General features: G+C 33.5%; 19 protein-coding genes. 13 read left to right on the top strand and 6 right to left on the bottom strand.

What is annotated here, in order from left to right:
- Positions 1-22: 22 nt before the first annotated feature.
- Complete coding sequence (locus ACQY56_RS03245; protein WP_428738118.1) at positions 23-760, top strand: outer membrane protein assembly factor BamD; 738 nt, start codon at positions 23-25, stop codon at positions 758-760.
- Between the two features lie 12 nt (positions 761-772).
- The gene (lon, locus tag ACQY56_RS03240; protein ID WP_428738117.1) at positions 773-3,190 is read left to right on the top strand and encodes an endopeptidase La; all 2,418 of its coding nucleotides are present in this window, start codon (positions 773-775) and stop codon (positions 3,188-3,190) included.
- Positions 3,191-3,211: 21 nt separating this feature from the next.
- Here lon and ACQY56_RS03235 read toward each other — a convergent pair whose 3' ends face one another.
- From ACQY56_RS03235 to ACQY56_RS03210, 6 genes are all read right to left on the bottom strand, one after another.
- Positions 3,212-3,589, bottom strand: coding sequence for a response regulator (locus ACQY56_RS03235; RefSeq protein ID WP_428738116.1), 378 nt, complete (start codon positions 3,587-3,589; stop codon positions 3,212-3,214).
- Between the two features lie 12 nt (positions 3,590-3,601).
- Positions 3,602-6,826: an ATP-binding protein gene (locus tag ACQY56_RS03230; RefSeq protein ID WP_428738115.1), complete on the bottom strand. Its 3,225-nt coding sequence runs from the start codon at positions 6,824-6,826 to the stop codon at positions 3,602-3,604.
- A 3-nt stretch (positions 6,827-6,829) separates the two neighbouring features.
- Positions 6,830-8,509 (bottom strand): Hpt domain-containing protein, encoded by a 1,680-nt coding sequence (locus tag ACQY56_RS03225; RefSeq protein ID WP_428738114.1) that lies wholly within the window; start codon positions 8,507-8,509, stop codon positions 6,830-6,832.
- 9 nt (positions 8,510-8,518) lie between these two features.
- Positions 8,519-8,929 carry a PAS domain-containing protein gene (locus ACQY56_RS03220; protein ID WP_428738113.1) on the bottom strand — a complete coding sequence of 137 codons (411 nt, stop codon included), beginning with the start codon at positions 8,927-8,929 and terminating at the stop codon, positions 8,519-8,521.
- A gap of 70 nt (positions 8,930-8,999) precedes the next feature.
- A complete protein-coding gene (uvrC, locus tag ACQY56_RS03215) occupies positions 9,000-10,799 on the bottom strand; it encodes an excinuclease ABC subunit UvrC (protein WP_428738112.1) in 1,800 nt (599 codons plus the stop codon).
- A complete protein-coding gene (locus ACQY56_RS03210; protein ID WP_428738111.1) occupies positions 10,789-11,241 on the bottom strand; it encodes a hypothetical protein in 453 nt (150 codons plus the stop codon). The genes uvrC and ACQY56_RS03210 overlap by 11 nt, the downstream gene beginning before the upstream one ends.
- Here ACQY56_RS03210 and ACQY56_RS03205 point away from each other — a divergent pair, their 5' ends adjacent.
- From ACQY56_RS03205 to ACQY56_RS03155, 11 genes are all read left to right on the top strand, one after another.
- Positions 11,242-11,391 (top strand): hypothetical protein, encoded by a 150-nt coding sequence (locus ACQY56_RS03205; protein WP_428743719.1) that lies wholly within the window; start codon positions 11,242-11,244, stop codon positions 11,389-11,391. It abuts the gene before it with no gap.
- A 9-nt stretch (positions 11,392-11,400) separates the two neighbouring features.
- Positions 11,401-12,852, top strand: coding sequence for an L-aspartate oxidase (gene nadB / locus ACQY56_RS03200; RefSeq protein WP_428738109.1), 1,452 nt, complete (start codon positions 11,401-11,403; stop codon positions 12,850-12,852).
- Positions 12,853-14,205 (top strand): sodium:proton antiporter NhaD, encoded by a 1,353-nt coding sequence (gene nhaD / locus ACQY56_RS03195; RefSeq protein WP_428738108.1) that lies wholly within the window; start codon positions 12,853-12,855, stop codon positions 14,203-14,205.
- 138 nt (positions 14,206-14,343) lie between these two features.
- Positions 14,344-15,894 carry a glutamine-hydrolyzing GMP synthase gene (gene guaA, locus ACQY56_RS03190; RefSeq protein WP_428738107.1) on the top strand — a complete coding sequence of 517 codons (1,551 nt, stop codon included), beginning with the start codon at positions 14,344-14,346 and terminating at the stop codon, positions 15,892-15,894.
- Between the two features lie 17 nt (positions 15,895-15,911).
- Entirely contained in the window at positions 15,912-16,559 is a 648-nt protein-coding gene (locus ACQY56_RS03185) for a uroporphyrinogen-III synthase (protein WP_428738106.1), read from the top strand.
- A 60-nt stretch (positions 16,560-16,619) separates the two neighbouring features.
- A complete protein-coding gene (locus tag ACQY56_RS03180; protein ID WP_428738105.1) occupies positions 16,620-19,214 on the top strand; it encodes an ATP-binding protein in 2,595 nt (864 codons plus the stop codon).
- Between the two features lie 388 nt (positions 19,215-19,602).
- Positions 19,603-20,871, top strand: a complete 1,269-nt coding sequence (gene purD / locus ACQY56_RS03175; protein WP_428738104.1) for a phosphoribosylamine--glycine ligase — start codon at positions 19,603-19,605, stop codon at positions 20,869-20,871.
- 8 nt (positions 20,872-20,879) lie between these two features.
- The gene (locus ACQY56_RS03170) at positions 20,880-21,329 is read left to right on the top strand and encodes an RDD family protein (RefSeq protein ID WP_428738103.1); all 450 of its coding nucleotides are present in this window, start codon (positions 20,880-20,882) and stop codon (positions 21,327-21,329) included.
- Positions 21,322-23,505, top strand: coding sequence for an LPS-assembly protein LptD (locus ACQY56_RS03165; protein ID WP_428738102.1), 2,184 nt, complete (start codon positions 21,322-21,324; stop codon positions 23,503-23,505). Before ACQY56_RS03170 ends, ACQY56_RS03165 begins: the two co-directional genes overlap by 8 nt.
- Position 23,506: 1 nt before the next feature.
- Positions 23,507-24,163 (top strand): phosphoribosyltransferase, encoded by a 657-nt coding sequence (locus ACQY56_RS03160; RefSeq protein WP_428738101.1) that lies wholly within the window; start codon positions 23,507-23,509, stop codon positions 24,161-24,163.
- Between the two features lie 165 nt (positions 24,164-24,328).
- Positions 24,329-26,503 (top strand): polyribonucleotide nucleotidyltransferase, encoded by a 2,175-nt coding sequence (locus tag ACQY56_RS03155; RefSeq protein ID WP_428738100.1) that lies wholly within the window; start codon positions 24,329-24,331, stop codon positions 26,501-26,503.
- Positions 26,504-26,511: the final 8 nt, after the last annotated feature.

The raw sequence follows: 26,511 nt of genomic DNA, 5'->3' as shown, positions 1-26,511 counted from the left end.
AATTAATATCTAGGAATATTTTATGCAAAACAGGTTTAGAGTTTTATTTTTATTTATAGGGATTGTTTTATTTTTTAGTGCTTGTTCAAAAGATGTTGAGGAATACAATAAACCAGCGGTATATTGGTATGGCAAGATCATCAACTCTATAGCAGATGGAAATCTTGATAAAGCGGATGATTATTATGCTTCACTGCAAGGGGAACATATAGGCTCACCTCTTTTACCACAAGCTACTATGATACTAGCAATTTCACATATGTATAACGAAGAGTATCTTTTAAGTGAGCATTTTTTAGATGAGTATGTAAAAAGATATGCAAATGAAAATGAAAGAGAGTTTGCAGAGTTTTTGAAAATAAAGGCGAAATACCTTTCACTGCCAAATCCAAGGCGCGATCAAGTGCTTATACAAGATGCGATAAAAAGTGCAGAGGCATTTAAACGAAACTATCCACGCTCTGAGTATTATGCGTTAGTGGATTCGATGCTTACAAAATTGTGTCTTTCAGAGGCTGCTTTAAACGAAACTATCGCTTTATTGTATGACAGAGTTGATAAGCATAAATCTGCGCAGTATTATAGAGATATTAAACCTGAACCTTGGATAAAATGGGATGAGATTGAACGTGCAAACACACCATGGTATAGAGAGTGGTTTGAGGGCGATGGACGTGCAAGTTGGTATGGTTTTATGATTCCAGATACGCAAAGTGTGGTCTCACGAAACTCTATACAAGATGATAATAGTACAAAATAAGGACAAAAACAGATGAATTTGAGTAATTATGGAGAGTTTCCTGCTGATATTCCAGTAATAGCAGAGGATGATATATTTTTATACCCTTTTATGATCTCCCCTTTATTTTTAAATGATGAGAAAAATATTGATGCTGCAACAAAAGCTATAGAAGATAACTCTTTAGTGATTGTTTGCCCTACAAAACCTGAGCAAGAGGGTGAACGTGAGTATGAGTCTTTATATGATGCAGGAGTTGTAGGCTCTATCATGAGAAAAGTTGCCTTGCCGGATGGTAGGGTGAAAGTTTTATTTCAAGGTTTAGCACGTGCTAAGATGTTACATAAAATCTCAGATAGCCCACTTATAGCTCATGTTGATGTGATCCCTTCTATTGAGGTAAATACTCTTAAAATTGATGCGATTTTAGAAGTAGTTCGTGAGAAAGTGCGTACACTCTCTGGTGTAAGTAACTATTTTCCACCTGATCTTTTAAGAACTATTGAGGAAAATCACGATCATAATCGTATAATTGACTTGATCTGTTCAACTGTAAAACTTAAAAAAGAGCAAGCGTATAAACTTTTTACACAAACAGATACAGAACAAAGATTTTTAGACCTGATCGACTATCTTATTGATGAGATAGAAGCAAATAAGCTCCAAAAAGAGATACGTTCAAAAGTACATACACATATAGAAAAAGTAAATAAAGAGTACTTTTTAAAAGAGCAACTCAAACAGATTCAAAAAGAGTTAGGTACTGATACTGCTCGTGATGAAGAGATCGAAGAGTATCGTAAAAAACTTGAGGCGAAAAAATCTAAAATGTCTGAAGATGCTTACAAAGAGGTAAGTAAACAGCTAGAGCGTTTTTCAAGAATGCATCCAGATTCTTCTGATGCTTCTATGACACAAACATATCTTGATTGGGTCTTAGATGTGCCATATGGCTCTATGAGTAAAAAACCACTTGATATACAAGATGTAGAAAAACAACTTGACAAAGATCATTTCTCTTTAGAAAAACCAAAAGAGAGAATTGTTGAGTATTTTGCTGTAAAAGAGTTATTAGAACTTCGAGGAATTAAACAGACAAAAGCTGCTGGTGCAATTTTATGTTTTTCAGGACCTCCAGGTGTTGGTAAAACATCTTTAGCAAATTCAATAGCTACAGCATTGAAGCGACCGTTAGTGCGTATAGCTTTAGGTGGATTGGAAGATGTGAATGAGTTGCGTGGACATCGTCGTACATATGTTGGAGCAATGCCAGGGCGTATAGTTCAAGGTTTAATTGACGCGAAAAAAATGAATCCAGTTATTGTTCTTGATGAGATCGATAAAGTAACTAGAAATGGGAGAGGTGATCCAACTGCAGCACTTTTAGAGATACTTGACCCTGAGCAAAACAATGCATTTCGTGATTATTATTTAAATTTCAACATCGACCTTTCAAATGTGATTTTTATAGCAACTGCAAATGATGTAGCACGTATACCAAAACCACTTTTTGATAGAATGGAGTTTATCACAGTTAGTTCATATACACCACAGGAGAAATTTGAGATTGCAAAGCGTTATTTGATCCCTCAAGAGTTAAAAAAACATGGACTTAAAAAATCGGAAGTAACTATCTCTAAACAAGCATTAAAAGAGCTTATCCATAGTTATACACGCGAAGCAGGTGTACGTAACCTACGTCGTAGAATTGCGCAACTTGGACGAAAAGCTGCACTTATGATGTTAAAAGATAAAACACTTTCAAAAATTTCTGTAGGTGTAAAAAATTTAGATGAGTTTTTTGACAAAAGTGTTTTTGAGATTGAAAAAACAGATAAAGTTCCAGTCATTGGTGTAGTCAATGGTCTTGCATGGACAGCAGTTGGTGGTGATGTTTTAAAAATAGAGTCTATCCGTATAAAAGGTAAAGGTGTTATGCAACTCACAGGTAGCCTTGGAGATGTTATGAAAGAGTCAGCTCGTATCGCTTTTAGTGTTGTGAAAACTTTAATAGATACAAGAAAAATTGAAATTTCTGAAGATAATATCCCTCTTTCTTTTAAAGAAAAAGAAGATGGTGTAGCAATTGATCCTAGTGAAGTATATAAACGTTATGACCTACATGTACACGTCCCAGATGGTGCAACGCCAAAAGATGGTCCAAGTGCAGGAATTGCGATGGTAAGTGTTATAGCTTCTATACTTTCATCGAAAAAAATACGCTCAGATATTGCAATGACAGGTGAAGTTTCACTTAATGGCGATGTGTTACCAATTGGTGGACTTAAAGAGAAACTTATCGCTGCACATAAAGCAGATATGAGTAAAGTTTTAATCCCACAAAAAAATTATGACAGAGATCTTGATGAGATACCACAAGAAGTAAAAGATGCTATGAAAATTGTTGGGGTTAAAAGGATAGAAGAGGTACTGAAACAAGTTCTTGTATAAGAACTTGTTTTTTAATTAGTCTTAGACGATGACCGTTCCCATTTTAGTAATGAGTTCATCGTTTCTAATTGGTTTCATTAAAAACCCATTTGCTCCAGCTTCAAGTGCTTCAGCTTTTTTTGTTTCATCAGTTGTTAAAACAATGATAGGAAGTTGATTTAAAGAAGCATCTGCACGCACAACTTTTAGCATCTCAATTCCACCCATAATAGGCATGATAATATCTAAAAGAATAAGATCAATATCACTGCGTCCTTTGAGCTCACTAATAGCATCAGAACCATTTTTTGCTTCTATAACTTCTTTAACATTTCCAGTTTTTAAGAGCATTGACTTTAGTAGCTTTAAATTGATTAAATCATCATCTACTGCAAGTACTACTAAATCTTTCTTTGTCATAGTTTATATCCTTTAAATATATTTTTCTAAAGCAGACTGTAATTTTTCTTTATTTATAGAATCTTCTAAGATAAGAATGTCAGTATCTGTTGACACATCCACTGCATCTTTAAGTAAAGAATCAAGTAGTACTACTTTGTATCTATTTGTTTGAAGTTTTTCATTCACAAGTTCAACACTGTTTGCAATATCATAATCAAAAGCTAAGTTTGTTAGTATTCTACCTATAAGTTTTGAATTAAATTTACTATAGTTTGCAATTAATACATCTGAATCATAAGCAATAGGTTGCACCTCTTCATCTAACTCATTTGGTTCTTCGAAATCTTCTTCAATGATCTTCTCAAAAACTTCTTCTGTTGGTATTTCAACTTCAGTATCAGTGAGATTTTCCTCAACAAACTTATCTGCTGCTAATTCAGTAACCTCTTCAATAATCTCTTGAGAATTATTATCTGCTAAATCATCTTCTGTAATTACCACTTCTGGATGTTCAGTATTTTCAGGAGTTAACTCCTCTTCATAAATAATATAATCACCTAAAAAGTGGTTGAGTAAAGTTACAATCTCTGCACGAACAAGAGGTTTTGTTGTATACTCATCGAGTCCAGCCTCTAAAAATCTTTCACGATCCCCTTTAAGTGCATTGGCAGTAAGTGCTAAGATTGGAACGTGTGGTTGATTATAAACCTCTTCATACTCTAAGATCTCTTTTGTTGCCTCCATACCATCTAAGAAAGGCATTTGGATATCCATAAAGATGAGATCATAATTTCCATCTTTACGTTTTTGGAATGCTTCTAGACCATTAGATGCAATGTCGATAGTTAAACCTAAATCTTCCAAAGTTCTTTTTATCAGTTTTTGGTTAATGATATTGTCTTCTGCGACAAGGACATTTGCATTGAATCTTGAAGATTCAACGTTATACTTTTTACGAGCAACTTTTTTAGATTTTTTAGCATTGAAGTTTGATGAGCTAAAGTTTTCTAATGCTTGTTTTAATTTTGTCGTATTTAAAGGCTCATAAAGGGTTTTGAAAATATCAAGTCCCATAGAGTCTATTTTTCTCATATAGTACGATTTTGTTAAAAGAATTAACTCTTCAGGCATTGAACTAAATGTACTTAGATCATTTTCAGTTGCATAATCATAGTCAATAAATAAGAGATCATAACTCACTTGTCGCTGGAGTGTTTCAAGTTCATTTAAATCTTTAAACAATGTATAACTAACACCATAGAAGTCTAAATATTCACGTAAATATCTATCTTGTGTTTTTTGTTTTTGTGCTGATTCATATACAAGAGCATTAATACTTGAGTAAACACCTTTAGAAGACTCTTGTGTAGCTTCAACCTCTTCAAAATCAAGTGTAAAGAAGAATGTAGTCCCTTCACCTGCTTCACTATGAAGATCAAGTTGTCCACCCATAAGTTCAATAAATCTTGATGAAATTGTAAGTCCTAGACCAGTACCACCATATTTACGTGTAATTGAAGTATCGGCCTGTGAGAATGCCTCGAAGATTCTTGCTTTTTGCTCACTAGTTACACCAATACCACTATCTTGAATCTCAAATCTAACACGTGTAATACCATCTTGAGGTGCTTCAAGTTTTCTAATGTCAACATTGATTGCACCTGAGCTACTTGTAAATTTAACAGCATTTGAGAGAAGGTTGATAATAACTTCTTTAATTTTTGTTGGATCCCCTTTGATAGGTTTTTCCAGTTCAGGATCGATAAAACAACCAAGGTCAATATGTTTTTCACTCGCACGTACAGCATAAACTTCAACAGCGCTTTCAAACTCTTCGATAGGGTTAAATATAATATCTTCAATCTCAAGTTTATTAGATTCAATTTTAGAAAGGTCAAGAATATTATTGATAATCTCAAGAAGATTCTCAGAAGATTTTTCAATAATCTCAACAAACTCTTGTTGCTCCTCTTTGAGACCTGTATCTTTAAGAAGTTCCGTAAATCCAACAATACCATTAAGTGGTGTACGAATCTCATGCGACATATTTGCCAAGAACATAGATTTTGCTTCACTTGCCTCTTGTGCAAGCTCTTTATCTTCTCTTGTTTGTTCAATGATTTTTTCAAGTAGATTATATGCCTCTGTTGTCCCTTTTGCAGTATCGAGGTTGATATTTTCCGCATCGTGTTCTGTCGCATCTTCGGCAACACGGATAAGAACCTCTTCAAGGTTTTTGATATTTTTTGCAATCTCATTTGAGAGTAAATAACCCAAAATAGCAAGGACAATAATAACTAACCAAATTGTTAGAGTGATAGTTAAGAATTGTAAAGCATCTGTTTTTACACTAATTGCTCTTGCATCCATCGCTTCAAGAATTTTTTCTTGAGCATCTGAGAGAAGATTTGTTTTCTCTGATAACATTGCAAACCAAACACCTGGATTTGTTTCATATTCACCAGCAGCAGCTGAGATCATAACAGAAGCTCTTTCTGTATTGATATCATCAAAAAGTTCGAGGGCATCTTCAGTTTTAAAAATTCCATTGAGTGTTGCTATTAATTCTTGATCTTTTAAAGTATCGTAAGTAATAGCATCTGCTTTTGAAACAAGGTTAATCCACTTATTGACTTCCTCTTCATCTAGTTCAGTTGAACGTGCAATTGCGAAGGAGATAAAATCACGTTCTGCTGCAGTAAACTCATTCGCACGAACTAGATTAATGTATTTAAATGAGTAGTCATTGATTGCTGTATCTAACTGATTATATGTAATCTCTTCAAGTTGTTTGATGGCAAGTTGTTGAGCATGACCATAAACTTTTTCGTATACATCTTTAAAGTTTGTTTTTTGCTCATCTACAAGTGTTCTAATGGTTACAATGTCTTTATATGCTTTTTTAAGCTGAGCAGTTTCACTATCTATAGTTGAAGAGTTTTTTATCGTAGCTTGTGCATCAATATGTTGAAAATAAAGTTTTGCTTTTGCATCAACAATATTTCTCTGTTTTACAAGTGATTTGAGTGTATTTGGAGATGAGTTTCCAAGATACATAACTGTCATACCTCTTTCACGAGATATATTATTTACAAGTGAATTTAACTCTCTATTTGCTGCAAGTCTATCTTGTAAAAGTTGTGCAGCTCTATAATTTGCATACGAATCATATACGAAGTAACTCGTAATCGAAAATAGAATAATAATAGGTAACAGTGAGATGAGTCTAAGTCTATTTTTAAGTCCTAGTTGCATATCTTAATCCTCAACAGAAATTTGTTCTAAAAGTGCTTCGATTTTAGATACCTCATTGGATGCACTTTCAACATTATCAACATCTAAAAGTGTTTGAATTTCATTGGATAGGTTTGTAAACCTTATATTGCTACTCATCCCTTTTAACTGACGTGCTTGTGCTTTTACTAGATCTAAATCTGAGTTATGCAGGGCAGTTTTCATAGTTGCTATCATATCTTTTGCTTCAGAATTAAACTCTCCAAGAAGCTCTTGAAGTGCTTCTGAGTCAACACCTATTTCGTTAGCTATTTGCTCTTTTGAATAGCTTTGTGGAGCACTTGTTTCTTCAGGTTTGAGTAATAACTCATCTTCAAAAGAGGTATCTAAAAGGTCAGTTTCTACTTCATTTTGTACCACAAAATTATCATCAGCAAGTTCTGGAAGTTCTATCTGCTCTGGGACATCATCATCTGCAATTGAGTAATCATTTTCTTCAATTGTATTTTCTTCTTGTTTAGCTGTCTCTTCTACTAAAGAGATGTCATCATTTGATGAAGTATCATCTTTTAGATCAAACACCATCTCCTCTTCAACCTCTTCAGGTGCATTTTGAGGTGCAACATTTAAAGCTAATTCTTCACCAGCAAGTTTTGCGATAATTACATAAAAAATATCTAAATTTTTCTTGATGGCATTGATATCCGATGTAGTGTTAACTGTTGTTAAAACCTCTAAAGCATCTTCTATACGAAGATTGGCCGCAACACCTTTGAGTTTATGTGAAAGAATTTTCACATTATCTATATCACCTTCATCTAAAGCACTATATAAACCAGGTTTAAACTCTTTTGCTTGGTTGATAAAATCTTCAATAAACTCTTCGATAAGATCAAGTGGTAAACCAAGTTCATCTGAAGCAATTTGAGGATTATATACATAATCACTATGAAGTGCTTTTTCAAGATCTTCATCTATTTCTGTAGATGGTTGCGGTTGTGCAAATTCTTTTTGTGGTACTTCTGCAATAACATCTTCAATCTTTTCTTCCATTTCAATTGATTCTGGAATATCTAATCTATCTGGAATTTCAGTTGATACATCTTCTTGTTGTTGTAGCTCTGGATGAAGTTCAAAAGCATCATCAACAACATCATCAATACTGAGTAAATCCATCTCAGTATCAGGACTTTGTAATGTTTCTTCAGCAACAGTATCATACTCATCTTCAACTAGGTCGTTCGATGGTGTTGATTTAGGAGTTTCATCATAAGTGTCTACTTCACTTGTAAAACTAACTGGCTCAATTGGTGCAGCATTACTAGGTATTGGTCTATCTAATAAATCAGCAGAGATAGAGTTTTTCTCTGCGTCAGTTAAACCTCTTAAATGGTTTAAATTAACTATATATGCTTTTTGTGTAGGACTATCTGCTAAATAAGATGAAGAAATTGTAACAGTAGCTTTAAATAAGTTCCCATTGGCATTAATGACAACTTGTGGTTGTTCTGAAGAGTCTGCACACGAAATATAATCTATCCAATGAACATGTTGGAAATTATGTACAAAACCAGGTGTTTTTACAAAAAGGTCAGCAAAATCTGCTGCTTCTGAACGTAACTGAGCTAAATTTTCAAGCCCTAATGTCTTAAGATCTTTCTCATCTATTCCTATAAACTCTTTTTTGTAGTTGTATATTAGCATTCTTACCCCTTAAACTGCTTCTAACATTTTTCTATAAGCTTCTTCAGTGTCGATTATATCTTTACGTGATGCCGCACGACGAGCTGCAATATAACCTGTAATATTATCATCTTTATCTTTTATTGGTAAAACTTCAGTATCTACCCAGTAGTATTTTCCATCTTTTCTCATGTTTTTAACAATACCATTCCATACTTGACCACCTTTTACAGTGCTCCACAATCTTTCAAATGCAGCAGCTGGCATATCCGGATGCCGAATAATATTATGAGGTTGACCAACTAGTTCATCAACAGTATAACCAGAAACTTCGCAAAATGCTTTATTTGCATAGGTGATTACACCTTTTTCATCTGTTTGACTCACTATCACTAAGTTTTCAAACATGTACTCTTCATCAATAGGAGTAACTTTTTCCATATTTAAACCTTATATTTAGCAAAAATTTTAGAATTGTCACAAATATATCATATTCATATAAAAATAAAACTTATTTATATGATAATTTTATATTTTTTGCATCTTTTTTGTTCAAAATACTCGCAAGTTCCTCAAAAGAGGCACTTTTAATAAGCTCAAAACTACCAAAATGGTTGAGAAGTTTTTGGATTTTTGGTGCTGAAATGCCATTTAAACTTAAAAGTTTACTCTCTTGATCAAGTTTGAGTTTTGTTTTTTTATGAAAAGTAATGGCACTTCGATGTGCTTCATCTCTTAAATTCTGTACCCATTGTAGACGTTTATCTGATTCTTGAAGTCTAAAGATTTCATCTTTTGTATAGATGATATCTTTAGCTTTTCCTTTAGCACGATGCGCTTTTGCATCAATTTTTTCTTTAGAGATTGCTATAACATCTATATGAACACCATTAGAAGCTAAAATGTCAAGTGCTAAGTTTAAAAGTGTAGCCCCTCCATCAAGTATCCAAAGATCAGGAGCTGGATTTTTTTTAAAACTTTCTACCCGTCTTGAAAGTGTTTCTCTCATTTGCGCATATTCATCTTTTGCTTCTAAATGGTACACTCTGTAAGAGTTTTTATCGAACGCTCCATTGTCATAAACTATCATAGCCCCAACAGTTGCCATCCCAGCCATATGAGAGTTATCAAATACTTCAACCCTATTTGGTACAACTTCTAAATGACATAACTCTTGAAGTTCTTGCAAAGTTTTTTGATCAGAATTTTTTTCCTTTTTAAGAAGCTCTTGAGCATTTAATAGGGCTAAATCAATGAGATCTTTTTTCTTTCCTCTTTGAGGTACAATGATTGATGCTTTTTTCTCAAATACTTGACTTAAATGAGTTTGGATAAGTTTTTGATCTTCAAATTCCATATTGAGAAGTATCGGAGCAATGATAGGTGGTTTTTCATCTCTATAAAAATCCACTAAAGCTTGTGTAAAAATCTCATTTGAATCAAACCCTTGTATTAGGTTGATAAAGTCGTGTGAAGAGGAGATGATTTTTCCATTGCGCATAAATATTTTGACCAATACTGCACGAGTTTCATTATGCCCTAGTACAAAAATATCAAAGTTTTCACTACTTGCAAAGTCTATATCTGAATTAATCTCCGAGCGAGATATTTTATCTATCGTGTCTCGCATCTGGGCTGCTTCTTCAAAACGAAGTTCCTCTGCATAAAACTCCATCTTTTCTTGGAGTTTTTTTATGAGAAGTTTTTTATTTTTAATAAGTGAAATTGCAAGTGCAACTTCTTGGTTATAACGCTCTTGAGATATAGGAAGTTCACAAGGACCTAGGCATTTATCTATCTGATAATACAAACAAAGTTTTTTTGAACGTAAACATCCTTTTTTTTGTACTAGTTTTACAATTGAATAGACCGAATTTAAGATATCTCTAGCACCAACAGAGTAAGGACCAAAATATGTAATTTCTTTAGAATTAATCACTTTTCTTGTTATATCAAGGCGAGGGTACTTTTGGGAGTTATCAAGATAGATATATGGATATGTTTTATCATCACGAAGTAATATGTTGTACTTTGGATGGAGTTGTTTTATAAGAGAATTTTCCAAAATAAGTGCATCATGCTCTGAATTTACAACTATATACTCAAGTGAAACAGTTTGTTCCAACATCTTTGTGATACGGGATGAGAGATTTTTATTTGGGTGTAAATCAGGGGTAAATAACCAATAGCTTTTTACTCTATTTGAAAGGTTTTTTGCCTTTCCAACATAAAGTAATCGTCCATTTTTATCGAAATATTGGTATATTCCAGCGGAAGATGGAAGTTGTTGAATGGTAGTTTTAAGATCCATTTTTCTCTTTTATAATGTTAAATATAGATTTTACAAGTTGATTCAAGCGTTCATCTGAGATAGTGACTTCAAGGTTACCACTTGCTCTTTCAATATAGCTAGGGGCTGTTTCATTTTTCATGGTTTGAGGTGTTTGTTTAAAAGTTGGTGTATGTGTTACAAAAGCTTTTATATCATTTATGATAAACTCTTTACACTCATCGGGAGTTACAAATTTTAAAGCACTTTTAATCGATTGTATATTATTATCAAATTCTTGTTTAGCACCTGGATGGTTGAGTACGAAAAAAAGTGTCTGATTTTTTATGTATGCGAACTTTACCATCTTTTGCAAGGGTGCATTAAAAAGGGATTGTATTTTTTTGATACAGTTAAAATGAGATAGTTTAGAAAATTGAGGTTGATTTTGAAGATTTTTTATAATATCAGTGCTATTTTTCATATGCTAATTATAACAAGCTTTTTGTTAAGTGTAAGTGGGTGTGGCTATAAAGCACCACCATACTATGAAAAAGAGGTTCCCCAAAGTGATGAAAATATTGAGTTTCACATGCAAGAGAAAAAATTTGACACAAATGAAACTTGCGAGTAGAGAGGTCTAATGTATAAATATGATGTGATTATAGTTGGTGCTGGAGTAGCTGGTCTTTATGCAGCTATGAAGCTTCCAGCAGATAAGAAAGTACTCATTATAAATAAACGAGAAACTTTTAAATGTAATACTTTTTACGCTCAAGGTGGAATTGCTTTAGCACGAGATGAAGCTGATATCCCTGTACATATTCAAGATACTTTAAATGCTGGTGATGGATTGTGTGATGAGGAAGCAGTAAAAGTTTTAAGTCAATACTCTTTTGCAGCAATTGATGACCTTATCAATAATGGTTTTGAGTTTGATAAAGATAAAGAGGGAAATGTTTTATTTACAAAAGAAGCGGCTCACTCTTGTGAGCGAATAGTACATGCTGGTGGAGATGCAACAGGACGCTATTTGCATTTCTTTTTACTCTCACATAATAAACATGCAATGCTCAGTGATGCGCGTGTAGTTGATCTGCTTATAAAAGATCAAAAGTGTTATGGTGTGACTGTTTTAGACCATAGGCAAACTAAAAATATATATGCGGATAACGTCATATTAGCAAGTGGAGGGGTTGGTTCTCTGTATGAATACCATACAAATGCACCATGTATCAGTGCTGATATGCAAGGGCTTTGTGTGATGAAAGGGATCGAACTTGACCGTATGGAGATGTTACAGTTTCATCCAACTGTATTTGTAAACTCAACGAATGCTCAAAAGATGCTTTTAACGGAAGCTCTAAGAGGTGAGGGTGCGACTATTACAGATGAAAATGGAAAAAGATTTTTATTTGAGTATGATGAACGAGGAGAACTTGCATCTCGCGATATTGTAAGTAAGTCAATTTTTCTTTACAAAAAAAAGACAGGGTTAAATGTGTACTTAAACTTTGATAATTTTGATGAAAAGTATTTTGCGCATAGGTTTCCAAATATTTATAAAAGTTTCCGAGGACTTGGATTTAAAGTGCCCCAGCAAAGAGTACCAATTTCACCAGCATTTCATTATGCGATTGGTGGGATAAAAACAGATTTAAAAGGGCGTGTGCCAAATATTGCAGGGTTGTACGCCATTGGTGAAGTCGCTTCAACACGGGTACATGGGGCAAATAGACTAGCATCTAACTCATTACTTGAAGGGCTTGTCTTTGCAAAACTAGCTGTTGAAGATATTTTAAAAACTAATAATTTTAGTGATGAAATAGTAGAGTTTCCTATCGTTGATGAAGTGATGAGCTACAAAGATGATAAAGCGAAAAAGAATCAGCTCAGACGAATAATGTGGGAAAATGTTTCAATTATCCGTACAAAAAGAGGTTTAAACGATGCATTAGAGACAATTAATGCTCTTTTAAAAGAAAAAATTGGTAAACTATTGAAATTTCGTTTATTGACAGCGAGAGAGATTGTAATCTCTGCACTTAATAGAACTGAATCGATAGGTGTTCACACCATACAAGAGGAGAATTAGATGGAACATAGTTCAGTAGTTGAAACTGCTACAGATGTAGTTGCTCAAGCAGCAACAGATGTAAATTTAGCAACAACATGGGTAGGGTGGTTAAGTTTAATCGCTTTTATCGTAGCATATTATTTTATTGCAGCTGAAGAAAAATACAGTGTAAATAAAGCTAAACCAGCGCTTTTTGCGGGTACTTTTATGTTTATGCTTGTAGGTATTTATTATGCTTTAAATGGACTAAATCCAGATCCGTTACATGATGAGTTAGAGACTTTAATACTAGAGATTGCTGAAATCTTTTTCTTTTTACTTGTTGCGATGACTTTCATCGAAACTTTAATAGAACGCGGTGTATTTGATCTTATGAAGTATAAACTTGTTTCAAAAGGTTATACATACAAGAAGCTTTTTTGGCTTACAGGTCTTTTAGCATTTTTTATCTCTCCAGTAGCAGACAACTTAACTACAGCACTTATTTTATCAACTGTACTTTTTACAATTGATAAGAAAAATATCTCATTTTTAGTTCCAGGGGCTATCAATATAGTTGTAGCAGCAAATGCTGGTGGGGCATGGTCTCCTTTTGGGGATATCACAACGTTAATGGCATGGACAGCAGGAAAAGGACAGTTTATAGATTTCCTCTATCTCTTCCCAGCATCTATAATTGGTTGGTTGATTACTGCTTACTTGCTTTCTCTTTCAGTTCCTCAAGGACAACCGGAGTTTGACCCAACAACTGAGAGCAAACCAGAACTTTTAGATGGTGCGATGGGGACTGTATATCTTGGTGTTTTTACAATTTCTATTGCTGTTTTGGGGCACCAATTTTTTCACTTTCCAGCAATGTGGGGTATGATGTTTGGTTTGGCAATTTTAAAAATGTACTCAGTTTTTCTTACAAAATCAGGGAAAAATGGATTTGATATTTATGTAAATATGCAAAAAGTTGAAAACGATACATTACTTTTCTTCTTTGGTATCCTCTCAGCAGTAGGAGCATTACATTTCTTAGGTTTCTTACATTACATACATAATCTTTATGAACTTATAGGATCAACATCTGCAAATATTGGTGTAGGTTTTCTTTCTGCAATTGTAGATAATGTTCCTGTTATGAGTGCAATTTTAAAATCTTCTCCAGCTATGGGACTAGATCAGTGGTTACTTGTGACAATGACTGCAGGTATTGGTGGAAGTATGATCTCTTTTGGTTCAGCTGCTGGTGTTGGGGTAATGGGTAGACTCCATGGAATTTATACTTTTGGTTCACATATGAAACATGCTTGGACTATTTTAGTTGGTTATATTGCATCTATCGCAATTTGGTATGTTCAATTTGAGGTTATGGGGTTGTATTAGCCCCAAGCTCTACTATCAACTACGGTCAAATTTTTTTCTTTGAAAAAAATTTCCTCCGTTGATGCTAGGGGCACCAAATCTTTTCTTTATCTTTTTTATAGTATCCTTTCGTAATTAATTACTCCCAAAGGCATTTTAATGACAAATGTTAGCATTATAGTACTCGACTTCGGGTCTCAATATACGCAATTGATCGCACGCCGTCTTCGTGAAGATCAAATCTATTGTGAAATTCTTCCTTACCATACAAAAGTTGAAGAGATAAAAGCAAAAAATCCTAAAGGTGTTATTCTTTCAGGTGGACCATCTTCTGTGTACAGTGAAAATGCTTATGAAGTTGATCAAGGTGTTTATGAGATGGGTATTCCAGTTCTTGGTATCTGTTATGGTATGCAGAGAATAGCGGTTGATTTTGGTGGAAGTGTTATCCGTTCATCGCACCATGAATATGGCAAAGCAGAACTTAATATCAACAATTATGAATCAAATGCTTCAAAACTATTTGCTGATTGTGATAACGATCGTATTGTATGGATGTCCCACTCAGATAGGGTAGATACACTTCCAGAAGGATTTGAAGTGATTGCAACATCTGCAAACTCTCCATTTGCTGCAATTGCAAATGAAGCAAAAAATGTATATGCGATGCAGTTTCATCCGGAAGTACAACACTCAGAAGAGGGTTATTTAATGCTTCGTAACTTCGCAAAAAATATTTGTGGGGTTAGTGAAAAATGGAAAATGGAGCATTTTCTAAAAGAACAAATCAGAATCATTCGTGAAAAAGTAGGTGATGGGAAAGTTCTTTGTGGTCTAAGTGGTGGGGTTGATAGCTCTGTTGTTGCAGCTATGCTTTATGAAGCGATTGGGGATCAATTAATTCCTGTATTTGTTGACAATGGACTACTGCGTAAAGGTGAGCGTGAGCAAGTTGAACAAGTTTTCAAACTAAATTTAAAAGCGCCACTTGTTGTAGCAGATGCAAGTGAACTTTTCTTAGGCCGTCTTGCTGGTATCAGCGATCCTGAGCAAAAGCGTAAAATTATTGGGCATACTTTTATCGAAGTGTTTGAGCAAGAAGCAAAAAAACATGATGGTATTAAATTCCTTGCACAAGGGACACTTTACCCTGATGTTATAGAGTCTATCTCAGTAAATGGTCCATCTGAAGTTATCAAATCACATCATAATGTTGGCGGATTACCTGACTGGATGGATTTTGAACTGATTGAGCCTTTACGTGAACTTTTTAAAGATGAGGTTAGAAAAATCGGTCTTGAACTTGGTCTTCCAGAATCTATGATTAACCGTCATCCATTCCCTGGGCCTGGTCTTGCAATCCGTATCATGGGTGATGTAAATAAGCCAGATTTAGATTTGCTTCGTGAAGCGGATGTAATTATGCTTGATGAGCTAAAAGCAAGTGGTTATTACACAAGAACATGGCAAGCATTTACAGTACTTTTAAATGTAAAGTCTGTTGGTGTAATGGGGGATAATCGTACATATGATAATACAGTGTGTGTACGCGTAGTTGAAGCAGTTGATGGTATGACAGCAACTTTTGCTCATTTACCACATGATTTGTTAGAGAGAATTTCAAGAAGAATTATCAATGAAGTTGATGGGATAAATCGCGTAGTTTACGATATTAGTTCTAAACCACCTGCTACTATTGAGTGGGAGTAAGCCAAAAGGCTTCTCTCATGTCTAAAAAAATATATCTCTTCTCAACAACTCCTTATTTAGATACTATTCATATTAATTCATTAAACACAAGATTTTTCACTCCAAATATAGATTTTTCAAAATACGATTATTTGATTATTAGTTCAAAACAAGTTGCAAAAGCACTAGAACAGTATGATATAAAAGCGTATATAGACAAACCAGCCTTATGCGTATCAGAACAAACTGCAAAAAGTTTTGAAGTACTTGGAGGTGAAGTTTTAGAAAGAGGTGAGGGGTATAGTGATACTTTTATCAAGCTTATTACAAAGTATCCAAAAGAGGCAAAATGGCTTTATTTACGAGCAAAAGAGACAGCATCTGATTTTGTAAATCAAATACGAGAATTAGATTACTTTATAGATGAAGCAATAGTATATGAAACTTCTTGTTCTCAAGAGATTTTAGATGTTCAAATTGAAAATGATGCTGTACTTATTTTTACATCTCCATCAAGTGTAAAGTGTTTTTTACAAACACATCAACTAAGTGAACAAAACTCTCTTGTTACGATTGGAAAAACAACAGCAAAAGCACTTCCAAATGGGATGAAATACAAAACCGCATCCCTACAAAGCATAGAAAGTTGTGTTGAACTAGCGAGAAAACTAGCAGATTTAAAATAAATTAATTTTACTTTAGATAAACTTGTTCAATTTCGTGGGGAAATAAATATAAGGAAATAGATGCGAGTTTTTTCTTTCTTTTTGTTGTTATTATTTTTTGAGGCATTAATAGAAGCTTCGTATATTCGAAGTATTCGTGTTGGCTCTTTCCCTACACAAGAAGATGCACAAACCGCATTAGTTACTTTACAAGAGTTTGTACAAGAACATCCAAATATAATATCTCTACAAGAAAAGCACCATTTTGTATATAGAACCCGTTCCTCTGGAAAGTATTTTATCACTATTATAGAACCTTTTTATGATAGAGTTGTACTCCAAGAGGTACTTGATACTCTTCGTTTAGAATATCAGGGAATTTATGTTACAAAATTAACACAAAGTTATCTAGAAGAGAATAATCTAGATATAATGGAAAATTTAAAACAGTCAACACCAAAAACAGTTGTTCAAAAACCTATTCAAATAACACAACCAACTTATACTTTAGAGACTTCTATACCAAAACAATCCTCTGTAGAAGTTGTGCAACCTCAAAAACAAGCTAAAGTCGTGAGTGTAGTAAAGACACAAGAAGAACAACATAGTGGGAATATAATAGATATATTCTTTTGGATTTTATTGACTCTTTTTGTGGTATTACTTGCATATATTTTAAAAACAAAAAAAGAGAATGAACGACGTGAAAATACTTTAATGATCACTCGTGAGAAATTTGAACAAGCACATCGAGCTATAGAAAATAAAGAGAAACTTTTATCACATGTAAGTCATGAGTTACGTACACCTTTAACAGCTATTATGGGTTTAACACATTTGGCACTTGAAGATGAACCAACTGTACAACAAAGTGATTATCTACAAAGAATTGAAGGTTCAGCAAACCATCTTTTAAATATTATAAATGATATTTTGGATGTATCAAAAATAGAAGCAGGAGCATTGCAATTAGAAGAGGTGGAATTTGATCTCAATGATGTGTTAGAGTATGTCTTAAATGTTGTTTCAGTACAGGCACAAAAAAATGGCAATGTGCTCTCTTTAGATGTTGAACAAGATATACCAGCAAAATTATTAGGTGATCCCCTCCGTTTAGGGCAGGTGATTATCAATCTTGTTGGAAATGCTGTAAAATTTACCCATAATGGAGAGGTGAGTTTAGAGATAAAACTACACTCCTCTTTTGATGGAAATGTGATTTTAAAATTTATCATAAGTGATACTGGTATAGGGATGAGTCAAAATCAAATAGAAAAGATTTTTAACTCGTATATACAAGCAGATGAATCTGTGAGTAGAAAATATGGTGGGACAGGTCTTGGACTAAGTATCTCAAAACAGTTAATTGAGCTAATGAAGGGTGAAATAAGGGTAGATAGCACAAAAGAAAAAGGGACAGTTTTTACTTTTAGTGCATCTTTTAGACAACAAGATCTTGAAAATCATCGTCAATATAGATTTCCTTCAGAGAATCTTTTACACAAAAAAGTGCTCATTGTACATCCTATTGATAAAAATATATTGATGTTGATTCGTGCTTTTGATTATTTTAATTATGAAACGTATAAAATCCCTTCTTTTGAAGAGGCTACACTGCATGAAGAGTTAAATTATGACATTATAGTTATAGGTCAAGAGTGTATATCACCATTGGCTATTGAGAATATAAAAGAGTTTCAGAAAAAGCATCCTGCAAAAGTGGTCCTTCTCAATGACAGAATCAGTACATCATCAGCAAGAAATATTGATGGTTTAGAGATAGATGGTTATCTCAAAGTTCCTCTCACACAGCTAAGTGTTCTAAATCTACTTATAGAGTTATATACAAAACAAAAAGAGAAGAAAAAGTCACATATCAGTAGCTATAAAGATGAACTCAAAGAGATGCAGGGGAAAAAAGTTTTAATCGCTGAAGATAATGAACTAAATCATAAAGTGATTAAAGGGTTGTTAAATGATACAGGAATAGAACTTTGTTTTGTTTTCAATGGAGAAGAGGCACTTGAAAAACTGGATGAACAAGAGTTTGATCTTGTTTTAATGGATATCAATATGCCTACAATGGATGGATATAAAGCGACTCAAAAAATTAGACAAAATGCAAAATATGATAAATTACCGATTATTGCACTGAGTGCAGATGTTATGGAAGAAGCAATTCGTAAAGTTTTAGAATCAGGTATGCAAGGTCATATAGCAAAACCGATAGTTGTAGATATTTTTTATAAAAAGATTTTAGATAGTCTAAAATTTGGTTTTAGTGCTCCATCACGTGGTGAAGAGGAAGATTTTTCACAAGAAAATCAACTTTATAATGAAATATCTATATCAGTAGGCCTTGCAAAATATAATCAAAGTGCAAAGTTTTATCAATCTGTTTTAAAAGATTTTAAACTGATGTACATTAACTCTGCAAAAACACTTTTAAAACTGTGCCAAGATGGTGATTTTCATGCTGCTCGGAAAATGGCAAGAACAATTAAAGATACTGCATTGAACATTGGAGCATATAATGTTTTTGAAGCAGCAGCAACTATGGAGTATGAACTTGAAAAAGGGCAACGAAGTAGTTGGAGTGAGTTTATCCCTTTTTATGATAAAGAGTTACAAAAACTTTTTAAAGATATAGATAAATATTTACTAGAGAGTGAATAGAAATAAAAAAACTTCAAGTATCTTTTTTGTATAATTGTATTAGACTTCTTGAGAAGCTGTACGATGTGTGGTTTTGCAAGAATTCTACTAGTCTGAATGGCACGTGCCAGCACAAATATGAGGGTTCTACATTTTCATATTGTGAATATGTAGATCTATTGTGTGTCGGTAATTTCGTTTGAGGTATGCCAATGCAGCCGAGAAACTGCCGCCTGAGATAGATCTCTCTTCACACACTTTAGGCTTTCTAGAACCAAAGCCATTCGTGTGACGGTCATTTGGGCTATGATAAAACCTTCTCATATTACAAAAAAACTTTCAGTTTTCGATAAAAATATATATTGAATTTATTGAGATGAGTTGATTATATATTTTAGTGGAGAAATAGATGAAAATATTGATTTTAGGCTCTGGTGGTCGTGAATATTCTATTGGTTTAGCAATTTATAATGAAAATGCTGGACATGAGATTTTCTTTCAACCTGGTAACGGTGCGACTGATAAGCTTGGTACAAATATAAATATTAAAGACTATAATGAGTTGGCTACTTGGGCAAAAGATAATGAGATTGAGTTAACAATTGTAGGACCAGAAGCTCCACTTGTTGATGGTGTTGTAGATATTTTTAAAGCAAATGGTTTAACTATTTTTGGACCAAGTGCACAGGCTGCACAATTAGAGGGTTCAAAAGTTTATATGAAAAACTTTTTAGCAAAATACAATATCCCAACAGCTCGTTATATTGAAAGTGATTCGATTGAAGAGTTATATAAATTTACAGATACCTTAAGTACACCAATCGTCGTAAAAGCAGATGGTCTTTGTGGTGGAAAAGGTGTAATTATCGCTCAGTCTCACGATGAAGCAAAGAAAACTATCGGTGAGATGTTGAGTGGAAAAGCGTTTGGTGATGCTGGTAAAAAAGTGATTGTTGAAGAGTTCTTAGATGGATATGAGCTTTCAATGTTTGCTATTTGTGATGGTGATGATTATATCTTACTACAAGCTGCGCAAGATCATAAACGTATAGGAGATGGTGATACTGGACCAAATACTGGTGGTATGGGTGCCTATGCTCCGACTCCTCTTGTAGATGATGAGCTTTACCAAAAAGTAAAAGATCGTATTATTCGCCCGACACTCGATGGGATGAAAACTGAGGGTGCACCTTTTGAGGGTGTACTTTTTATTGGAGTTATGGTTGTAAATGGTGAGCCAATTACACTAGAATTTAATGTACGTTTTGGTGACCCTGAATGTGAAATCCTTATGCCATTAATGAACTCAAGTGTAAGTGATATGTTTTATAAAGCTGCAACAAATCGCTTAGGTGAGATAGAGGTAGAGTTTTCAAAGCAATACGCTGTTGGTATTGTAATGGCAAGTGAAAACTATCCATATGGAAGTTCAAAACCAGCGGAGATTATCTTAGATGAAGTGCATCATGAAGAGATTGAAAAATATACACATATCTCTTTTGCTGGTGTTTCAAAAGAGGATGATGGTAAACTGTATGCTACAGGTGGTAGAGTTTTACTTTGTATAGGTTTAGGTGATACAATTAAACAAGCTCGTGACCGTGCATATCTGCGATGTGGACAAGTTCATTTTGCTGGTAAAAAATTCAGAACGGATATTGCTTATCAAGCACTATAGGAATAACATTGAATGAAGAGATAGAGAGCAAACTACATCGTGAAGATATTGTTTTAGCTAGTATAACCAAAAGAGCGATAGCTTTACTCATTGATACTATGCTACTCTCATTTTTACTCAATATTGCTTTATATGAACAAATGAGTGCCAATAAAGATTTAGAAGCACAGATTCTTTTTATGCAAAAATATTTTTTTGAAATAATGATGATGAAGATAGTATATGATACATATTTTATTATGCAATATGGTGCAACTATTGGAAAACTTGTTATGAAAATTCGAGTGATTGAGATAAAAACACTCGATAATCCTACTATTTTTAGTGCACTCAATCGTGCAATTTTCAAAGTAATAAGTGAAATATTTTTATACCTTGGTTTTTTATGGGGAGTATTAGACCCATTTCGACAAACTTGGCATGATAAAACAGCAAAAACTTTGGTTGTAGATGTTTAAATTTTTTCTTTTTTTTCTTATCTTTTTGAGTTCTTGTCTCTATGCTGCATCTTCTAAAGTAGAGGTATATGCATCAAAGATGGATACAAATGGCTCTATAGTGATGGCAAATGGTGAGGTTACGGTTATTTACAATGATTATTTTTTAACTGCATCACGAGCAATATACAATCGAAGTACTTCTGATTTAGAACTTTTTGATAATATCAAAATCAACTATAAAGGGAACTATAAACTTTTAGGTGAATATGCAAGAATTAATTTAGAAAAAAAAGAGAAAGTCTTTAAACCATTTTATATGCTTGACACCTCTTCTGAGGTTTGGATAAGTGGATTAAGTGGAGAGTCTAAAGATACAGATGTAGATATTCGCTCTGGAATGGTGAGTGGATGTAATCCTATTGATCCAATGTGGAAAATGGCTTTTACTTCTTCAGATTATAATACGCACTCAAAATGGTTAAATCTCTATAATGCAAGATTTTATTTTTACGATATCCCTATCTTTTATACCCCTTATTTTGGTTACTCACTAGATACAACAAGACGTACTGGTTTATTGATGCCTTCTCTTGGAATCTCTCAAGCTGAGGGTTTATATTATGAACAACCTATTTTCATTGCAGAGTATAATTGGTGGGACTTAGAATTAAAACCACAAATTAGAACTGATCGTGGAAATGGAATTTATTCAAAATTTCGATTTGTTGATTCCCCAGTTTCTAAAGGGGAAATCAATGTTGGTTTTTTTAACGAATATGATTCATATCTAAATTCATTAACAACAGGTTTAAAAAATAAACAACATTATGGTGCAAGTTTAAAGTATGAAAACACGGATATTCTCAACCAATGGTTTAATACAGATTTGCAAGGGCAATCAGGGTTATATGTTGATATAGGGCATATGAATGATGTTGAGTATATCAACCTTTCTTCAAATAATGCTCAAGATCAAGTAACTTCAAATCAAGTACTCTCTCGAATAAATACTTTTTACAATACAGACAATCATTACGTGGCTGCTTATTTTAAATACTACCAAGATTTGGAGCAAGAGACAAATGAGGATGTTTTACAACAGTTACCAAATTTACATTATCACTATTATTTAGACACTTTTTTAAAAGATCATCTCCTTTATTCTTTAGATGTTCAAAGCAAAAATATTTTTAGACGTGTTGATACAAATGTAATTCAAACAGATATTAATTTACCAGTAACACTACAAGGATATCTTTTTGATGAATATCTTAATGTATCTTATAAAGCAAATTTATATATGCAACACTCTGCATTTCGTGGAAGTGTTAGTTCTATACCGAATTTTGATTATACAGATGGTTACTTTTTGCGTAATTACCATACCTTAAGTGCCTCAACTCAATTAACTAAGGCATTTGATGATTTTATTCATGTTGTAGGTTTTACAGCTAGATATAACAGGTTTGACCAAAGTGCTAAAACAGGTTTTTATGATGATGTATCTGATCTTTGTTCTCAAGAGGAAAATCAAAATGATGCACGGTGTGAGCTTTACAGTATTAATGCCGTAGATGATGAAGCATACTTAGATTTTACACAATATTTTTACGATACTTCTGCTAATGAAATTTTATATCATAGACTTTCACAAAAGCTCTCTTATGAAACAGGAGCAGATAAACTGGGTGAATTAGAAAATGAGTTAGATTATAAAGTTACAAAGTACCTTTCTTATTATAATAATATGTTTTATAACTATCAAGAACATCGCTTTACAAAAGTTTTTAACTCCATAAATTATAATAATTATGGTTTAAACTTGAATATTTCTCATCTTTTTAAGTATGATATTGCAAAAGTAAATACAACTGATGATCCTTTTACGAAATATTTAACTGCATCGTTAGAGTATGATTACGATAGACATTATAGTTTTTCAGCTGTATACAACTACGATTTTGAACTCAGTAAGTTAAAAACAGGTTCAATAGGTTTTATGTATAAAAAACGGTGTTGGGATTTTGGTGTCAAGTATAGTGAAAATACAAGACCAATCCTTGATAGTAATGGGGATGCATCCTCAGTGAACGATCGCTATATATTTGTAAGTGTTGTACTTAAACCATTTATGAAGTCTGATCCAAATAATGCTTTAGTAGAGTACAAATTACCAGCAAAAGAGAGTAATTAAAATGAAACAATACAAAGAGATATTACTTAACAGAGAAGATGCGGCTAAGAGGCTATCTGATGTAATTCCAATGAACAAAATGAAAGATGAAGAGTGGGAATTAGTTGGAGTTTCTCATGGTGGATTAGTTTTAGGCTCATATTTAAAAAATAGATTGAAAAATCGTCTCAACATCCTTTTTTTAGAACCAATTATGGCACCTAATAATGCTGAGTGTGAAGTTGCACGTGTAAGCGAAACAGAAGAGATAGTTATTCAAGAAAATTTGATCGAGTCATTTGAGATTCAGCTTGACTATATCTATGGTGAAGCACATAGAAAGCATGAAGAGGGTATACTTAGCAATATATACAAGTTTCGAAAAGGTCGCCCTTTTCCCTCGATGAAAAATAAAGTTGTTTTACTTATTGATGAGGGAAGTGAGACTGGAACAAAGCTTATGACAGCTGTTAAAACTATTTTGGCACAATCACCAAAAGCCGTTTATATTGCTGTTCCTGTAATCCCAAGCGATGTATTTGAAACGCTAGAACCATTTGTAGATGATATATTTTTTCTCTATGATATTGACGATTATGTAGAAACGTCATTGTATTACAAAAAACTGGAAAAAATAGATGATGAGATAGTAGAAAAAATTTTAGAAGAGAATAAGTAGAGTTTAAATACTCTGCTTAGAGAGCTAAAAAGAGTTAAGCATAAATTTTGTAAGCTTGATTCTTTTTAACTCTCACTTCGGGTAAATTATACAAGTATATCTTTTTGATACGTTTGTATAATTTACTGAAGAATAATAGAGTAAGTATAAAAATAAGGTTTAATGATGAAATATGATGTAAGTTTAGAATTACAAAATAAACAAGAAGCGTACAGTTTTAATGAGGTAGCACGTCAAGCAAATGGTGCAGCATGGTTAAAATCTGGTAACACTGTAATGTTAGCTACAGTTGTGATTGAAGAGAATGAAACAGTAAGTGAAGATTTTTTACCACTCACGGTACAATACATAGAAAAAACATATGCAGCTGGAAAGATTCCAGGTGGATTTTTTAAACGTGAAACAAAACCAAGTGACTTTGAAACACTTACGTCTCGTATAGTTGATAGAAGTTTACGTCCACTGTTCCCAAAAGGTTTTGGACATCCAACACAGATAACTATTATGGTATTTAGTGTAGATAGTGAGGCAGATTTACAAGTACTAGCACTTAATGCCGCTTCAGCAGCACTCTATGTCTCAAATATTGATATAAATAGAAGTGTATCAGCAGTTCGCGCTGCAAAAGTTGATGGAGAACTCGTTTTAAATCCAACACTCTCACAACTAAATAACTCTACGCTTGATCTATATCTTTCAGGAACAAAAGATGATCTTTTAATGATAGAGATGCGCTCGATTGGCAGTGAAAATGTAGAGATTGAACCTAGTATTGAACCAATACTTGACCCTATTAATGCAGGTATGGGTGGTGTAGTTATAGATCAACATATCTCTAATGCTTTAGCAGAAGATGAACTTATAGAGATTCTTGGTAAAACGCAAGAGGTTTTATTTGAAGCAAATAGTAAATATGAAGAGAGTTTTACACCATTTAAAAAAGATACTTTAGTATTAGAGTTAAATGTGAATCAGCTCAACTCTGAGATGGTTGCATACATAGAACAAAATCATCTGGATGATATAAAAGAAGCAATGAATCAGATGGCGAAATCTGAACGCTCATCAGCACTTAGAAATTTAAGAAAAGCTATTTTAAAAACAAAAGAGGAGTGGGATGAAGAGGAGCTAAAAGCGGCAATTGAGAGTGTAAAAAAACTTCAAGTTCGCTCACAAATCCTTAATGAAAAAGTGCGTGCAGATGGGAGAGCTTTAAATGAGGTAAGACCAATTACAATTGAGACAAATGTACTTCCATCAGCACACTCTTCATGTCTCTTTACTCGTGGTCAGACACAGGCTTTGGTAGTACTTACCTTAGGTGGTCCTAAAGATGCCCAGATGTTTGAAACACTTACAGATGAGGGTACACAAAATGAAGAGTTTATGGTGCACTATAACTTCCCTGGTTTTTCTGTTGGAGAAGCGAGTCCAATTACTGGTGTAAAACGTCGTGAATTGGGTCATGGAAATCTGGCTAAACGTGCACTAGAGTCAATTGTAAACACAGATGGAAAAACTATCCGTTTAGTGTCTGAAATTTTAGAATCAAATGGTTCAAGTTCAATGGCTACTGTATGTGGTGGTTATATGGCTCTTCGTGCTGCTGATATAGAAACTTCAGATACAGTTGCTGGAATTGCGATGGGTATGGTAAGTGAAGGTGATAAATATGCTGTTTTATCAGATATTATGGGTCTTGAAGATCATGATGGCGATATGGACTTTAAAGTAACAGGTTCAAAAGATGGCATTACTGCTATGCAGATGGATATTAAACTTGGCGGTATTTCACTAGAGGTATTAAAAGAAGCACTTTACCAAGCAAAAGAGGGGCGTTCACACATCATCGACATTATGTTAGAAGCTGAGTCTCAAATAGAGTTCAATGATGGAGTGCTCCCAACAACAGATTTTTTCCATATCGATCCTAGTTTTATAGGTGAGATTATTGGTCAGGCTGGAAAAACTATTCGTGAAATTATAGAGAAGTTTGAAGTTGCGATTGACATAGATAAAAAAGATGGAAAAGTAAAAATCACTGGTACAAGTAAGTCAAAAATTGAGGGTGCAAAAGAGCATATAAACTCTATCGTTTCAAAACCAAAAGTAGCTAAGATCAAGTATGAAGTTGGTGACAAATATGAAGGGACTGTAAAACGTATAGTAGATTTTGGTGCTTTTGTTGAACTTCCTGATGGTACTGATGGACTTTTACATATCTCGAAAATCTCTAAAGAGAGAGTTGATAATGTTCGAGATGTATTAAATGAAGGTGATAAAGTTACAGTAGAAATTATAGAGTTTAAAGGAAACAAAATCTCTTTATCTATGGTATAAAATTAAAC

Source organism: Sulfurimonas sp., from assembly GCF_050296975.1.
Classification (GTDB): Bacteria; Campylobacterota; Campylobacteria; order Campylobacterales; family Sulfurimonadaceae; genus Sulfurimonas.
The sequence above is the reverse complement of the archived record's forward strand: the minus strand, read 5'-3'. Positions and strand labels throughout refer to the sequence as shown.

Coding starts and splice junctions, on each gene's coding strand:
- ACQY56_RS03245 (WP_428738118.1), top strand. CDS start 23: ATGCAAAACAGGTTTAGAGTTTTATTTTTATTTATAGGGATTGTTTTA.
- lon (WP_428738117.1), top strand. CDS start 773: ATGAATTTGAGTAATTATGGAGAGTTTCCTGCTGATATTCCAGTAATA.
- ACQY56_RS03235 (WP_428738116.1), bottom strand. CDS start 3,589: ATGACAAAGAAAGATTTAGTAGTACTTGCAGTAGATGATGATTTAATC.
- ACQY56_RS03230 (WP_428738115.1), bottom strand. CDS start 6,826: ATGCAACTAGGACTTAAAAATAGACTTAGACTCATCTCACTGTTACCT.
- ACQY56_RS03225 (WP_428738114.1), bottom strand. CDS start 8,509: ATGCTAATATACAACTACAAAAAAGAGTTTATAGGAATAGATGAGAAA.
- ACQY56_RS03220 (WP_428738113.1), bottom strand. CDS start 8,929: ATGGAAAAAGTTACTCCTATTGATGAAGAGTACATGTTTGAAAACTTA.
- uvrC (WP_428738112.1), bottom strand. CDS start 10,799: ATGGATCTTAAAACTACCATTCAACAACTTCCATCTTCCGCTGGAATA.
- ACQY56_RS03210 (WP_428738111.1), bottom strand. CDS start 11,241: ATGAAAAATAGCACTGATATTATAAAAAATCTTCAAAATCAACCTCAA.
- ACQY56_RS03205 (WP_428743719.1), top strand. CDS start 11,242: ATGCTAATTATAACAAGCTTTTTGTTAAGTGTAAGTGGGTGTGGCTAT.
- nadB (WP_428738109.1), top strand. CDS start 11,401: ATGTATAAATATGATGTGATTATAGTTGGTGCTGGAGTAGCTGGTCTT.
- nhaD (WP_428738108.1), top strand. CDS start 12,853: ATGGAACATAGTTCAGTAGTTGAAACTGCTACAGATGTAGTTGCTCAA.
- guaA (WP_428738107.1), top strand. CDS start 14,344: ATGACAAATGTTAGCATTATAGTACTCGACTTCGGGTCTCAATATACG.
- ACQY56_RS03185 (WP_428738106.1), top strand. CDS start 15,912: ATGTCTAAAAAAATATATCTCTTCTCAACAACTCCTTATTTAGATACT.
- ACQY56_RS03180 (WP_428738105.1), top strand. CDS start 16,620: ATGCGAGTTTTTTCTTTCTTTTTGTTGTTATTATTTTTTGAGGCATTA.
- purD (WP_428738104.1), top strand. CDS start 19,603: ATGAAAATATTGATTTTAGGCTCTGGTGGTCGTGAATATTCTATTGGT.
- ACQY56_RS03165 (WP_428738102.1), top strand. CDS start 21,322: ATGTTTAAATTTTTTCTTTTTTTTCTTATCTTTTTGAGTTCTTGTCTC.
- ACQY56_RS03160 (WP_428738101.1), top strand. CDS start 23,507: ATGAAACAATACAAAGAGATATTACTTAACAGAGAAGATGCGGCTAAG.
- ACQY56_RS03155 (WP_428738100.1), top strand. CDS start 24,329: ATGAAATATGATGTAAGTTTAGAATTACAAAATAAACAAGAAGCGTAC.